We start from the raw sequence: 13,185 nt of genomic DNA on the forward strand, positions 1-13,185 counted from the left end.
GGGAAGACGTCCACACCCGTCAGGTCACGTGCGCTCCTGGTTGCCCGGCAACTCCAGCGTCTGCATCAAGTCGTCGGCATCCGAGCCGATGGGGAATCTGAAACCATACATTTCATCGGTGGCCAGGATCTCGGCAAGCGTGTCGCGCAGCTGCACCTCCGTAGGCGAGCCGCGCAGCAGTTTGTGCGCGGGTAACAACACTTCCGAAGCGACTCCTTGAGCGCTTGCGGCGTCGATCACAGCAAACAGGATAAATCGCAGGCGGATTTCGCGATCAGTAGGCCAAACCGTTTTTCGCTTACCCAAGGTAGGCACTCATGTTTAAGAAAAGTCCGAGGCTAGGGCTGACCGGGGCGTGGTTCAAGCGGTCCAGGGCATGAAAGGCAGTTTCCTACAGAGGAAAGGGAAACACCGCACCCATTGGCCCTGTCACTGCACAGGCAGGAAATTCATCAGCAACAGACTTTGCGCATAATTGAGGCCGATGCGTCGGTAGCGCTCATCGAGTATCTGGGTCAGCAGATCCAGGCGCGCGACGATCTTGCCGAATTCGACGGCGAAACTGAGGTTGCTGCCCTCCTCCGATATTTCATTGGAAAACAGCAGCAACACGCCATTGGCGTCCTGGCGCTGGCCGAGCAACCAGGTGGCTTTCTCGATATTCCGTGCGGCGTTGCTGACAAACTGCGGGTTGATCGAGTCGGTCACATAAAATTGCGTGCGCCCACCGTGTGCGGTCACCAGCATGCTGCCGATCGCGTAGATGAACGCCCCCACCCGATCACCCCGAAACTCCGGGCTCAGGGAGTAACTCAAGGCCGCCAGATCACGACGTTCCCCCAGCGCAGGCAATGGCTGACGGTTTTCGATAGCCTGGCGAATAGTGCGCGCAGCAGTTACCGCATCCGGATAACCGGACTGGCGCCACTGGCTGGGGTTGCGCAGGTAAAGCTTGCTCATCAGCAGATAAAGGCTTTGCAGGTTGTCGCGCATGCCCAGGGTGGCCATGCGATCAACGCTGGTTTGAAAAAACTCATCGGGCTTGCCATCGCTGAACTGCCTGGCAATGTCGCGCCCCTGTTGCTGGCTGCAACCGACGGCACACAGCGCCAGTATCGCAACCAGCCACCGCGGCCATCGGGTGATAAAAGCAGTTAGCGTTCGATGCATCGGTACCGGGTCTGTGGCTGTTGGCCACCCGCAGGATATGGGTGGCTGGGACAGAGGTAGATCAGGAGAATGGAAAAAAGTGCAGCCCCGGGGGCCAGATAAGCATCGGACTACAGGCCCGGCCTTCAACTATTAAGCGTGTAGAAAATTTGAATTAGCGAGTTGCCCCCTCGGTCAAGAATTATGAACGCAGTAAATCTGACGAGGTAACCGCAATGACTATCCAGGCAGAGACACTCGTACAACTGACCGAAGCGCTGAAAAAGCGCGGCCTGAATCTGGTTTCAGATGTGCACTTCACCCGCGCGCCCTATCGGCATAATCACCGCTGGATCTGCACGGTCGAGTAACGACCCCATCAAACCTCGGGGTCGGGAGCCGCTTGCAACGTCGAGGCAATCGCATGACTGGAAAGCGCGCGATGCTGGTGGTCAGCATGGGCGGTTGGGAGTCCCACTACAGTGGTCGAGGGGTGAACGGTGCGCTGGATGACCTGCTATTCCCTATCCAGCATGGGGTGCTCTTCTATCCTGGGTTCACCGTTGTGCCGCCCTTCCCCATCTATAAGACCAGCAAAATGGACGCCGCCCGGTTCGAACAGCTATGCACGGCCTATGCTGCTCGGTTGGGCAACCTGTTCACTGATCAGCCGTTGCCATTTCGTCGCCAGAATGCCGGTGACTATGACATTCCGGCATTGACACTCAAACCGCATCTTGCGCCCGGCCGTCAGGATTTGGGCATTCATATCGATATCGATGGGGGCGTCACGTCAGGAGACTAGCGTCTTTCAGGCCTACCCCGGTCCGCCCATACACTGCGCAGTACTGCAGAGTAATGCTCCGGCGTGTTTGACAAGGCTTCGCCACTCATCACTCGAGATGAGGTCGGCTCGCTCCATGGCGTCAGCCCGCCGCAGCAACTCGAAGTATTTAACTTCTGCATCCATTCGATTTCCGCCCAGTGCGGAAAGCTCGCGCCATGCTGTCAGGGTCAGTCTTCGCTGCGCCTCTCTCATGGGAGCCTCTATCTCGATTGCTGGTGAATTCAGCATAGTCGCGGTGGCGAGTCTCAGATCTGGCTTTAGACCAATGGAGCCGCTAAACAGGCGGTGGAGGTCGTGCCCGACGGCAACTACCTTCGAAGCGGTAGGTAGGTCGACTCATGGCTTTGCACAGCGAAAAGCAAGACTTGAATGAGGTTGGTAATAACGTACGTGGTGCTCTTTTTCCTAATAGGTGAAAACGCTGGGCACATCAAGCAGGGCTTGGCGGGATTGAGTCCGAGCGTCTCGCGTTGGCAAAGCTCATATTCAGCATGTACAGCTACAAGAATTTAACTGCGTTCTCGGACAATCAATACTTATAACCAAATCCATGCAAAATTTTTCTTTATGAAAAATCTTCATACGGGTGTCACAATCCACTGCTACGCTGTTTGTGTCAGAGGGCAGGATCGCCCACTTGGGAGCTATTAAACGGCCCACTGGACGCCAGGGAATATTCTGAGGACAGAATTATGGGCGGTACTGATGCAGTGATCTCTGATAATCACTGAACTGCAAAACATGGAGTTGTTATGATAGTTTTAGGAATTACTAACAATGATTTATCAGGTGCTTGCCTGGTCCGCGACGACCGAATCCTCTCGGCGGTGAGTGAAGAACGTTTTACCCGCATCAAAGATGACAAAGTCTGGCCTGCGCAATCTATTTCATTTGTACTAGGTGAGGCGGGTGTAAGTTTAGAGGACGTAGACTATGTGGCCTATGGCTGGAACGCAGGCTTCACAGCTGAAAAGCACTTACCTTTATATTTCGATCGCATTGTAGATGAAGTTAAGAACAACCCTGATGGGCTACCTCTTTTTCGAAAACGTATTACTGACGAAATCACCAACGACAAAGAAAAAAGAGCTGAGTTCGATAAGTTTATCGCAGATAATGCGCTGTCCGCATACTACATAGACCACCATGAATGTCACGCTCTGGGTGCTTATGTATGCTCCCCCTTTGATGAAGCTTTAACCTTAACATGTGATGGGCGAGGTGATTTTCAATCACTGACGCTAACACATTACACACCCAACGAAACCACGGTATTACAGCGTGAAACAAGCGTTGATAGCTTGGGGTACTTCTACGGACGCATCACCCATCTGCTAGGTTACAAACCTAATCGTCATGAAGGCAAGATCACAGGCTTAGCTGCATTCGGCGATCCTGAGAAATTGCTTGGCGTAATGCAACAAATGATTAATGTTGAGGACGGGCGAATTAGAGCCAAATGCGGAGATCTTTTCCTACCTTCATATACTGGTTATAGCGATATATTACAAAGTTTACTGGCCAAGGAAAAACCGGAAGATATCGCAGCCGCCGTTCAACGCCATGTCGAAGACATGCTAGTTAAAGTCGTAACTTACCATCTAGAAAAGATAGGGAGTAGTAACCTTTGCTTGGCGGGTGGTGTATTTGGCAACGTGAAGCTTAACCAGCGGTTACGAGAAATCCCTGACGTGCGTAACGTTTATGTGCTGCCATGCATGGGAGACGGCGGCTTGGCATTGGCTGCTGCAGTGGGGGCTGCTTACTTAGAAAAGGGTACACGATTCAAAAACCCGGCGATGACGCTGGGCCCAGCGGCACGGAGCGTTTCACAAAACATAAACCTGATAAATCGTGACTACCCTGAATTGGGTTATCACAATCCGACTAATATCATTGAAACGCTCGTAGATGCTTTAATGGAAAACCAAGTTCTAGGAATGTTCAAAGGAAAAATGGAATTTGGCCCGAGGTCGTTATGCAACAGGAGTATCGTTTACCATGCCAAAGATGCTGACGTGAACGACTGGCTCAACAAACGCATGCACCGAACTGAGTTTATGCCGTTTGGCCCAGTGACAGCTGTCGAGCAGGCCGCCGAGTGCTATATTGACTGGTCCGAAGAGCATATTGCCGCTGATACCATGACGATGACATATGATTGCCATCCGCAGTTTATCGAGGCCAGCCCTGCTGTCGTGCATATTGACGGTACTGCTAGACCACAGGTAATTCGTCCTGAAGCGGATGGCTTTATGCACAAGCTTCTAAATGCCTGGCACTCCCGAACAGGGCAATCTGCTTTGATAAACACTTCCTTCAATCGTCATGAAGAGCCGATTGTATGCTCTTCACAAGATGCCTTGGCTGCCCTTAAAGACGGCATGGTCGATTTGGTCGTTATGAGCGAGTCGTTAATCATATGGCGTAAAAACAAGAACAGTTTCGCATTACAGCGCTTTGAGTAAAACCGATGCGCTTAGGGGCTTCCTGAAGCCCCTTTTTTTCAAGATTGGTGTTCAACTGTTTTATTTGGTGACCCGATGTACATGATATTTTTTGGTTTTTTTGCAGCCGAGGGCATTATTTATCCATTTTGGCCAACTTGGCTAGCTACTTTAGGATTTGGCGCCAGTCAGATAGGTTTGCTGATCGCGGCAGCTTATTGGCCTCAAATTGTAACAGGGGTGTTAATTACTTACGTTGCGGACTGGCGCGTAGATCAAATTTACTTGGCCGCACTATTAAGTTTTTCAGCAGCAATTAGTACTCTGCTGTTTTATTTTCTACCTCCCTCTCTATTCACTTTTATCGCGCTGAGCATTTCGTTTGGCGGACTATGGATGGTCGTGCTGCCTCTCTCCGAGTCGTATCTGCTCAAACGAGACAAACAGTCCATTCAAAATTACGGCTGGGTAAGAGCGGTTGGCTCTTCAGCCTTTATTTTAACGTCGACACTTGGTGGTGTTTTTTTTACTATTTATGGACTTTCCTGGGTGCCTGTCATCGTTGCCGCAAGCATGATTTTTACAGCGTTAAGTTGCTTATGGTTGAGACATCGAATTCCAAATATAAACTTCTCTGGCAATACTCAAATCATTAAAAAGCCAGATTGGAGACGGCTATTCGAAAACAAAATACTGCTACTTGCAATCGCCTCTGCCAGTATAATTCAATTAAGCCACACACTATATTTTGCCACAGCCTCAATAAATTGGGGAATCAAAGGCTACTCATCAACTACAATTGGATTATTTTGGTCAGTCGCTGTAATTGCTGAAATCACATACTTTGCGTTCTCAAATAAAATTTTAAACTTTTTCTCTCCGCTATCCATTGTAGTTCTGTCCAGTTTATGTGCATCGCTTCGCTGGGCGTTTTTCTCTAATAGCGATGCCCTATCACTAATCATTATAGGGCAATGCATGCACGCGCTGAGTTTTGCTGCTTATCACACGGCGATTATGCGCTTTATCCGAGATCACGCTCCGCAAGACATACAGACTTTAACGCAGGGATTCTATTATTCTTTCGCAGTAGCAATACCGATGGGGGTGGCCACGCCTTTTTCCGGCTATCTTTACGAGATAATACCCAATGGCTCTTTTTATGTAATGGCCATTATAGCCTTAATCGGCGCGCTGCTAGCTTTAATCGCTCATCAAAAAATGCGGAACTCTAAACATGATGACACACACGTTTACAGCGGTCTGTTTTGATATGGACGGCGTTCTTATTCAGTCACGGCAAGTTATTGAACATGCCTGGACGAGCGTGGCACGGGAATACGGAGTTGAAATCAGCCAAGATTTTATCCATGAACACATCCATGGCCGACCAGGGGAGTATACGCTTCACGCACTCTTCCCTAACTTCAATCAGCCCACCCGCAGCATTATCAAAAACAAGTAGATGCTGGTGAAGAGGTAGCCGCCTGTTTGTTGGTACCTGGGGTGAGAGAGCTAATTTCTCAATTGCGGGAACGCTCAGTTCCGTTGGCTTTGGTGACTAGTAGTTGGCCCGCTCGTATCGCCTACGTGCTCGAACAACATGGCTTGGAAACTAGCTTTGACTGTAGAGTCTCACGCGAGGATGTCAGCAATGGAAAGCCCGCTCCTGATTGTTATCAGCTAGCGGCTCGAAAACTAAACACCCCCATAAATGAGTGCCTTGTCTTCGAAGACTCTGTAAGCGGTGTGCAGTCAGCAGTCAGCAGCGGCGCATGGTGTATCGGTATCGGCAGTGACGTTTCGCTAAGCAATTACGGCGCTAAGGCTGTGTATACCGACTTTAACACGCTGCCAACAATCGAACGTTTGACACCGACCTCCCTTTTTAATGAAAAATTCTTGATTCTCGGCAACCATAGCTCTAGGAGATTACCTTCTTAATGACATCAACACTAAAGTACGCCGCTATTCTTTGGGAGTTCTTATCTGAAGGACGTCAGCATGAGAACTGTGATTTGTTAGTAGTCTGTGGATCGTACGATCTTCGTGTCTGCGATTACGCTTGCGAATTGCTTCGCAAGGGAATAGCTGGACATTTATTGTTCACAGGCAATACCGGCAACTGGACTAAACATTTATGGGACAAGACTGAAGCCGAAATTTTTGCGCAGCGCGCGCTAGATCTCGGAGTTTTACATGAGCAATTCAGCTTAGAAAAACGAGCCACTAACTTTGCTGAAAATATTGCCTTTACCAAAGAAATGTTTCCACAAATAAAGAGCGCTACTTTTCTTACCAAGCCAAACTCAATCCGCCGAGTAAGGTTGACTTTACCTATCCAGTGGGCGGGCCTTGACGCTTGGGTTGATGCGCCGAGGTATTGTTTCCCTGAGCAAACTTCCAATCAGGTGGGGGTGCTCGGATTAATCGATGAAATGGTGGGGGATATACAGCGTATTATGCTGTATCCAAAAAAGGGATTTCAGATCGAAGAAGAATTACCGAAAAAAGTCCTAGCGGCCTGGAAGTACTTAATTGAGCAGGGATTTAAAAACCACCTTATTGGTTAGTATGACGGAATAGAAGAGATAGGCCATGGCAGCAGTACCGCAAAAGATCGCTTGGCCAAGTCTGCCGGGACGCGCGTGGCGAATGCCGAAGAGGGAAATTGAGGCTCAGGGTTAGCCCAGGCACCCGGCAGGCCCTGGCCGCTCTGATGGAATGGTCAGGCATTACTGAGCAGAGCGAGGCGATGACGCTGATGATTCATCACCTTCATGCGCTGGGCTCAGCTAAGTGCCTGCCACTCTTGAATCCGCCGCGCCACGAAATCGATATATCCGAAAACGTGGCGCGGGAATTTCGCAATAAAAGCCTGCTCGCCCTTCAGAAAGACGCAGGCGACAAGATTCGAGCTATCTAGTTAACTGATATCGGAGGCGTTTCGTTGACAACAGGATCCGCGACATCTGCCGGCTGCCCAGTTTGCACGTCACGAACCTCGTATCGCCACCATGTTGACGAAGAGATCCCATAGAGCCCATAAGTACGGCCGCCTACCAGATCAACAGTCATTTCAATTGGAGCAGTTTGCTGCTCCGCGGTAATAAATTTACGAACTTGAATCTTATGCCTGCCTGCACCCAGCCGGTATTCGCTTTGGCGGCTCAACCAATAAAGGGTTTGATCGTCGTCAATCTTAAATATTGTCAAAGATTTATCGAACTGCTGAATCGTAGCGATCTCGGAGTTTGATTTTCCTTCTGCACTTTTGTGTTCGTAATGAATACACCCGGTCAGCGTGAAGCTGAACAAAATCATTGCTATAAAGCGCCAATAAATCTCGTGTCGCATCAGTGCTCCTTTATAGGCTCAAATCCAAGGTGCGGATTGATACCTTATCTTTTTCCAAAATTCCATCCTGCTCGCCGCATCCGGTAACGGAGTGCGACAGCTATGTGAAATTGCCTTTGGGATGTAGCTAGACCTTTACTGCTTCTTTGATAATCCAGATACCAACCAGTACAAATACTGCTGATTTAGCCACGGCAAACAGAGAATCTCTTCCAGCAAACAACTCGAATGCCGAAAATAGTAGTGAGATCGTTCCTACTACCACCAGACCATAGCCAACCGAACGCACGTACTTGGGGAACATCTATTCATCTCCGTGATAAAATAGAAATTATAAGTTTCCCCATCCAGTAACGCTATCAATCATTCCGCTTCCATCCGATATTACGGAGGGCGGCGCCTGACATCGCGCAAGATGCTGGTCTACTCCTTAGAGGCCAACGACCCAGACGAATCCAACATCCAGTTCGCCGAACACTTGGTCCAGAACGAATTAAATGGTTTCGATTCTTGGTTTGAACTCATAGCGCAGCTGCAGCAACAAATTTCAGAACTCGACGTTCGCTGGAATTAGCGCCTCACTCTTTCGTTTCACCCCTCCCCATCCCCCTTCAAAGTCAGCCGCTAGCGGCAAGGGCTCGGCATCAGGGATAGGGAACAAAATCTCCTAACCACTCTCGAGCTGTCGGCACCGCGTACTCAAGCAACTCAAGCGGTACATCCGGTACGAAAAAAGTCACCTCAAATCGAAGCGTTTCATCATTTCGAAAAATCTCAAACAAAGGTCCGTTGTCGCCTTTCCAGCACTCCATCGCGAGGCCATCGTGTCCTTCGACAACGCTTGAAGCGCAGCAAAATCGGTATTCAACTCCGTGTACGACCACATCACACCTCCCTATCTGAGGTGGCAACGATACCTCTCCCCTCTATGAATTTGATAGCCGCTATAGCGGCGAGGACGAAGTCATGCTTGAAGAAATCAAATTGATCCACTCAGCCCCGGTCGTCGCGATGAATACGGCATGTTCGCTCACCCCGATATGCCCGACTTCGACGAGGGCGACGGTGACAAGTGCAAGGCCTGGGTCGCTGCGCAACGCTTGCAGGTGAAGATGGTACAACTCGAATACCACAACGCCGAAGCGGTGTCTGAGCGCTATTTCGAAGCTGGCGACCCGGACTGCAATGACCAGGGAATTGTTTGGGAAAACGACGAGCGCCCAAGCGTTTACGGGCTCAGGGCCGACGGAACCATTGGATAGCGACCTGAAACGCCGGAAGAGCGCTGGACCAGGATGCGCCAATGGCGCCGACTCCAACATGAAACAGGTGACCTCATGATCCCTATCAAAGAACGCCCCATCCTGTTCTTGGCGCCGATGGTGCGCGCCATCCTGGAAGGCCGGAAGACGGTCACGCGGCGGGCAGTGAAAGCATCCAAGGCTCATGCCGACGGCATCACGCTGATTAAATTCACCCTGATACTGCTGGGCGCTTTGCTGTACTTGGTCGCCAGCGACTGCTGGTTCACCTGGACCGGACTCGACCTGCTGGAAACCGGCAGCACCGACGCACTGATCTACGCCTTCGCCGGCACCTGCGCCTGGCTGCTGATCACCTTCGGCCTGGCCGTTCACATCATCAAGACAGCGCTCCCCACGGGCTCTTTCGACCAACCAGAGGCATAGAGGGGCACACCATGGAAATACAAAGCAAAAAGCTGCCAGTGAGATCCTCGACCTTTGGGATGCAAGCCGACTGCTGGGGCACACTGACAAGCGGATAACCGAGACGGTTTATCGACGTGTCGGGGAGATCGTGAAACCGACCCGGTGACCACAACTTGCAACAAGTTGCGGAAACCGTCTGTAATGATGCGGAAATGATCAGCTGTGAGGCAGACAATTGCGCCTGACCCCAGAAACGCAAAAGCCCCGCAGTGCGGGGCTTTCGTGTGAATCTTGGCGGGAAACCAGGGATTCGAACCCTGGGAACGCTATTAACGTTCGCCGGTTTTCAAGACCGGTGCATTCAACCACTCTGCCAATTTCCCTTGTGCGTTACAGGATCATAGTAGCTCATCCTGCGTCAGCGGGCGCAATAATACCCGAATGAAACACACTGTCAAACTCTCTGCATAGCTTGTTACAGAGCGTCTGTTATGATCTTTGCGACTGAACGTTTCAAAACTGAAGGAGAGTCGCCATGCGCGAACAGAATTACGCAGTGAATGGCAACGCGCAGGCTGAGCAGCTTGAAGTCAGCCGCGTCTTGCGCAATACGTACGGCCTGCTCGCCCTTACCCTCGCATTCAGCGGCGTGATGGCTTATGTGGCCCAACAGATGCGCGTCGGTTATCCCAATATCTTTGTCGTGTTGATCGGCTTCTATGGTCTGTTCTTCCTGACCAACAAGCTGCGTGACTCGGCCTGGGGCCTGGTGTCGGCCTTTGCCTTGACCGGTTTCATGGGCTTTATCCTTGGCCCGATCCTGAACCGCTACCTCGGCATGGCCGGCGGCGCGGAAGTGGTCAGTTCGGCATTTGCCATGACCGCGTTGGTGTTTGGTGGCCTGTCGGCGTACGTGCTGATCAGCCGTAAGGACATGAGTTTCCTGGGCGGCTTCATCACCGCTGGCTTCTTCGTGTTGCTGGCGGCAGTGGTAGCCGGCATGTTCTTCCAGATCAGCGGCCTGCAACTGGCGATCAGCGCAGGTTTCGTGCTGTTCTCGTCGGTGTGCATCCTGTTCCAGACCAGCGCCATCATCCATGGTGGCGAGCGTAACTACATCATGGCGACCATCAGCCTGTATGTGTCGATCTACAACCTGTTTATCAGCCTGTTGCAGATCTTCGGCATCATGAGCCGTGACGACTGATTGTTAACGCTATAAAAAATGCCCCGTATCGCGAGATACGGGGCATTTTCATTTCCGGCCCAAGGACGATCAGTACTGGTTAGGTTCCATTTCCAGTTCCACCCCGAAGCGCTCGACAATATCCTGCTGGATACGCAGCGCCAGGTTGGCAATCTCACGCCCGGTGGCAGAGCCATAGTTCACCAGTACCAGCGCCTGCAATGCATGCACGCCAGCGTCGCCCTCACGAAAGCCCTTCCAGCCCGCCTTGTCGATCAGCCAACCGGCGGCGAGCTTCGTTTGCCCGTCTGCCTGAGGGTAGGCCACCAGGTCCGGATACTGGCTTTTCAGCTCAGTAGCCAAGGCCTCGGGCACCAGCGGGTTCTTGAAGAAGCTGCCGGCATTGCCAAGCTGCGCCGGGTCGGGCAACTTTTCGCGGCGAATGCTGCAAATCGCACGGCTTACATCCGCTGGCGTGGCGTTGGTAATCCCCTGCCCGGCCAGACGCTGCTGCACCGGGCCGTAGTCGAGTTTCAGGTGACTGGCGCGGCTCAGGGCAAAGCGTACCCGCAGGATCAACCAGCGGCCGACTTCATGCTTGAACAGGCTGTCGCGGTAGGCAAACCGGCACTCCTGCAGGCTGAAATCCCGCAGTTCACCGGTCTCACGATCCAGCGCAGTGAGTCCGGCAAACACATCCTTGACCTCCACGCCGTAGGCACCGATGTTTTGCATTGGCGCCGCACCGACCGTGCCGGGGATCAGGCTGAGGTTTTCCAGGCCGCAGAAGCCCTGCTCCAGGGTCCATAACACAAAGGGGTGCCAGGCTTCGCCCGCTTCGGCTTCGACCACCACCTGCACGCCATCATCGTGCAGCACGCGAATGCCTTGGGTGGCCATACGCAACACCAGGGCAGGCACGTCCTGAGTCAGCAGCAGGTTGCTGCCGCCCCCTATCACCAGCAGCGGCACACTGTGCGCCTCGGCGTAGGCCAAGGCTTCCCGCACGTCGGCATCACTGCGGGCCTCGGCAAATAGCTGGGCGCGCACGTCGATGCCAAAGCTGTTGAACGGCTTGAGCGATACCTGCGCCAGTACCTGCAAGGTCATAACCGCCCCTTCAATTCGATCACCAATAAATCACAGGCGCGCTCGATCAGGTCCAGGACCCGCTCAAAACCTTGTTCGCCTTCATAATAAGGGTCTGGCACCTCGTCCACTTCACCGCCGAAGCGGCGCAGGAATATATCCAACTGCGCCTTACCCTGTGCAGGCTGCATGGCTTTGAGATGGCGCAGGTTGCTGTGGTCCATGGCCAGGATCAGGTCATAGCGCGCAAAGTCGGCGCGGCAGACCTGCTGGGCACGCTGGGATGACAAGTCATAGCCCCGCGCCAGCGCCGCACGTTGGCTGCGCTGGTCCGGTGGGTTGCCGATATGCCATTGTCCAGTTCCCGCTGACGCCACCTCCACCTGGCTGGACAAACCTGCTTCGCGCAACTTATGGCGCAAAACGCCTTCGGCGGTGGGCGAGCGGCAGATATAGCCCAAGCAGACAAACAGGACCTCCATCAAGCCCCCAGCAGGCGACGGACGCGCTCGAGGTCTTCCTGGGTATCGACGCCTGCAGGCGGCGCTTCCAGCGCATCGCCCACGTGGATGCGCACGCCGTGCCACAGGGCCCGCAGCTGCTCCAGGGACTCGGTGTTCTCCAACCAGCACGGGCCCCAGCTGACGAAGTCATGCAGGAAGCCGGCGCGATAGGCATAAATGCCGATATGGCGGCGGTACGGCACGCCTTGCGGCAGTGCGTCGGGGTTGCTGGCGAAGGCATCCCGCGCCCAGGGCAGGACCGAGCGGCTGAATGTCAGGGCCAAGCCGTTGATATCGCTGACGACCTTCACCACGTTCGGGTTGAACAAGGTTTCGCTGTCTTCGATCGGTTCGGCCAGGGTGGCCATGCGCGCTTCGCCATGGGCCGCTAGATTGGCGGCGACCTGGTCGATGACGCGTGGCGGAATCAGCGGCTCGTCGCCTTGCACGTTCACTACGATGGCGTCCGGCGCCAGGCCCAGTTGCATGGCCACTTCGGCCAGGCGGTCGGTGCCGGAATTATGGTCTTCGCGGGTCAGAACCGCCTCGGCGCCGAAACCTTGGCAGGCTTCGATGATGCGCGGATCGTCGGTCGCCACCACCACCCGTTCAGCGCTGCTTTTACAGGCCTGTTCCCATACCAGCTGGATCATCGGCTTGGCACCGATCATTTGCAGCGGCTTGCCCGGCAGGCGGGTCGACGCATAGCGCGAGGGAATCACCACGGTAAAGGCGGTAGTCATTTATCCAGGCGCTCATCGGTCGTCAGGGTGCGGGCTTCGCTTTCCAGCATCACCGGAATGCCGTCGCGAATAGGGTAAGCCAGGCCGGCGCCTTTGCTGATCAGCTCGGTTTTGTCGGCGCTGAGCTTGAGCGGGCCTTTGCAGATCGGGCAAGCAAGGATGTCGAGCAGTTTGGTGTCCATGAGTAGTTCCTG

At 53.1% G+C, this 13,185-nt stretch carries 18 protein-coding genes, 1 tRNA gene and 2 pseudogenes; 12 read left to right on the top strand and 9 right to left on the bottom strand.

Annotated elements, in window-relative coordinates; all coding sequences use genetic code 11:
* Nucleotides 1–24: 24 nt before the first annotated feature.
* Nucleotides 25–306: a hypothetical protein gene (locus C4J88_RS16000; RefSeq protein WP_124407530.1), complete on the bottom strand. Its 282-nt coding sequence runs from the start codon at nucleotides 304–306 to the stop codon at nucleotides 25–27.
* Between the two features lie 123 nt (nucleotides 307–429).
* Nucleotides 430–1,170, bottom strand: coding sequence for a hypothetical protein (locus C4J88_RS16005; RefSeq protein ID WP_124407531.1), 741 nt, complete (start codon nucleotides 1,168–1,170; stop codon nucleotides 430–432).
* Nucleotides 1,171–1,385: 215 nt separating this feature from the next.
* On the opposite strand from C4J88_RS16005, the gene C4J88_RS27785 reads away from it, so the two are divergent.
* The 8 genes and pseudogenes from C4J88_RS27785 (at nucleotide 1,386) to C4J88_RS16040 (ending at nucleotide 7,369) form a co-directional block, all read left to right on the top strand.
* Complete coding sequence (locus C4J88_RS27785; protein WP_256658869.1) at nucleotides 1,386–1,520, top strand: hypothetical protein; 135 nt, start codon at nucleotides 1,386–1,388, stop codon at nucleotides 1,518–1,520.
* 53 nt (nucleotides 1,521–1,573) lie between these two features.
* Nucleotides 1,574–1,954, top strand: a pseudogene (locus C4J88_RS16010) (NAD(P)H-dependent oxidoreductase); the annotation flags it as partial.
* A 794-nt stretch (nucleotides 1,955–2,748) separates the two neighbouring features.
* On the top strand, nucleotides 2,749–4,464 hold the full coding sequence (locus tag C4J88_RS16020; RefSeq protein ID WP_124407532.1) for a carbamoyltransferase N-terminal domain-containing protein: 1,716 nt from the start codon (nucleotides 2,749–2,751) through the stop codon (nucleotides 4,462–4,464).
* A 75-nt stretch (nucleotides 4,465–4,539) separates the two neighbouring features.
* Complete coding sequence (locus C4J88_RS16025) at nucleotides 4,540–5,715, top strand: MFS transporter (RefSeq protein ID WP_124407533.1); 1,176 nt, start codon at nucleotides 4,540–4,542, stop codon at nucleotides 5,713–5,715.
* A 1-nt stretch (nucleotide 5,716) separates the two neighbouring features.
* On the top strand, nucleotides 5,717–5,908 hold the full coding sequence (locus C4J88_RS27790; RefSeq protein WP_256659138.1) for a hypothetical protein: 192 nt from the start codon (nucleotides 5,717–5,719) through the stop codon (nucleotides 5,906–5,908).
* A gap of 26 nt (nucleotides 5,909–5,934) precedes the next feature.
* Nucleotides 5,935–6,387, top strand: a complete 453-nt coding sequence (locus C4J88_RS16030) for an HAD family hydrolase (RefSeq protein WP_372237993.1) — start codon at nucleotides 5,935–5,937, stop codon at nucleotides 6,385–6,387.
* The gene (locus C4J88_RS16035; protein ID WP_124407534.1) at nucleotides 6,387–7,016 is read left to right on the top strand and encodes a YdcF family protein; all 630 of its coding nucleotides are present in this window, start codon (nucleotides 6,387–6,389) and stop codon (nucleotides 7,014–7,016) included. The genes C4J88_RS16030 and C4J88_RS16035 overlap by 1 nt, the downstream gene beginning before the upstream one ends.
* A gap of 146 nt (nucleotides 7,017–7,162) precedes the next feature.
* Nucleotides 7,163–7,369, top strand: coding sequence for a hypothetical protein (locus C4J88_RS16040; RefSeq protein WP_372237994.1), 207 nt, complete (start codon nucleotides 7,163–7,165; stop codon nucleotides 7,367–7,369).
* Here C4J88_RS16040 and C4J88_RS16045 read toward each other — a convergent pair.
* Both C4J88_RS16045 and C4J88_RS27435 read right to left on the bottom strand, forming a co-directional pair.
* Nucleotides 7,366–7,800 carry a hypothetical protein gene (locus C4J88_RS16045; protein WP_124367377.1) on the bottom strand — a complete coding sequence of 145 codons (435 nt, stop codon included), beginning with the start codon at nucleotides 7,798–7,800 and terminating at the stop codon, nucleotides 7,366–7,368. The two genes, C4J88_RS16040 and C4J88_RS16045, sit on opposite strands and share 4 nt — an antisense overlap.
* Nucleotides 7,801–7,927: 127 nt before the next feature.
* Nucleotides 7,928–8,104 (bottom strand): hypothetical protein, encoded by a 177-nt coding sequence (locus C4J88_RS27435; protein WP_164487663.1) that lies wholly within the window; start codon nucleotides 8,102–8,104, stop codon nucleotides 7,928–7,930.
* Nucleotides 8,105–8,822: 718 nt separating this feature from the next.
* On the opposite strand from C4J88_RS27435, the gene C4J88_RS16055 reads away from it, so the two are divergent.
* The 3 genes and pseudogenes from C4J88_RS16055 to C4J88_RS27795 form a co-directional block, all read left to right on the top strand.
* Complete coding sequence (locus tag C4J88_RS16055; RefSeq protein WP_372237995.1) at nucleotides 8,823–9,062, top strand: hypothetical protein; 240 nt, start codon at nucleotides 8,823–8,825, stop codon at nucleotides 9,060–9,062.
* Between the two features lie 195 nt (nucleotides 9,063–9,257).
* Nucleotides 9,258–9,488: a hypothetical protein gene (locus tag C4J88_RS16060; RefSeq protein ID WP_124408638.1), complete on the top strand. Its 231-nt coding sequence runs from the start codon at nucleotides 9,258–9,260 to the stop codon at nucleotides 9,486–9,488.
* Nucleotides 9,489–9,510: 22 nt separating this feature from the next.
* Nucleotides 9,511–9,636 (top strand): annotated as a pseudogene (locus C4J88_RS27795) (integrase); the annotation flags it as partial.
* Between the two features lie 126 nt (nucleotides 9,637–9,762).
* Here the strand turns inward: C4J88_RS27795 and C4J88_RS16070 are convergent.
* A tRNA-Ser gene (locus C4J88_RS16070) sits at nucleotides 9,763–9,853 on the bottom strand.
* Nucleotides 9,854–10,005: 152 nt separating this feature from the next.
* Between C4J88_RS16070 and C4J88_RS16075 the strand changes: the two genes are divergently transcribed.
* On the top strand, nucleotides 10,006–10,677 hold the full coding sequence (locus tag C4J88_RS16075) for a Bax inhibitor-1/YccA family protein (RefSeq protein ID WP_053256786.1): 672 nt from the start codon (nucleotides 10,006–10,008) through the stop codon (nucleotides 10,675–10,677).
* A 69-nt stretch (nucleotides 10,678–10,746) separates the two neighbouring features.
* Here the strand turns inward: C4J88_RS16075 and murB are convergent, their stop codons facing one another.
* The 4 genes from murB to C4J88_RS16095 are packed head-to-tail and all read right to left on the bottom strand — an operon-like array spanning nucleotide 10,747 to nucleotide 13,173.
* Nucleotides 10,747–11,766 carry a UDP-N-acetylmuramate dehydrogenase gene (gene murB, locus C4J88_RS16080; protein ID WP_124407535.1) on the bottom strand — a complete coding sequence of 340 codons (1,020 nt, stop codon included), beginning with the start codon at nucleotides 11,764–11,766 and terminating at the stop codon, nucleotides 10,747–10,749.
* Nucleotides 11,763–12,227, bottom strand: a complete 465-nt coding sequence (locus C4J88_RS16085) for a low molecular weight protein-tyrosine-phosphatase (protein ID WP_124407536.1) — start codon at nucleotides 12,225–12,227, stop codon at nucleotides 11,763–11,765. Before C4J88_RS16085 ends, murB begins: the two co-directional genes overlap by 4 nt.
* On the bottom strand, nucleotides 12,227–12,991 hold the full coding sequence (gene kdsB / locus C4J88_RS16090; RefSeq protein WP_124407537.1) for a 3-deoxy-manno-octulosonate cytidylyltransferase: 765 nt from the start codon (nucleotides 12,989–12,991) through the stop codon (nucleotides 12,227–12,229). The genes C4J88_RS16085 and kdsB overlap by 1 nt, the downstream gene beginning before the upstream one ends.
* Nucleotides 12,988–13,173: a Trm112 family protein gene (locus C4J88_RS16095; protein ID WP_003174668.1), complete on the bottom strand. Its 186-nt coding sequence runs from the start codon at nucleotides 13,171–13,173 to the stop codon at nucleotides 12,988–12,990. Before C4J88_RS16095 ends, kdsB begins: the two co-directional genes overlap by 4 nt.
* Nucleotides 13,174–13,185 lie beyond the last annotated feature (12 nt).

Origin of the sequence: Pseudomonas sp. R4-39-08, from assembly GCF_003852275.1 — a bacterium.
Lineage (GTDB): Bacteria > Pseudomonadota > Gammaproteobacteria > Pseudomonadales > Pseudomonadaceae > Aquipseudomonas.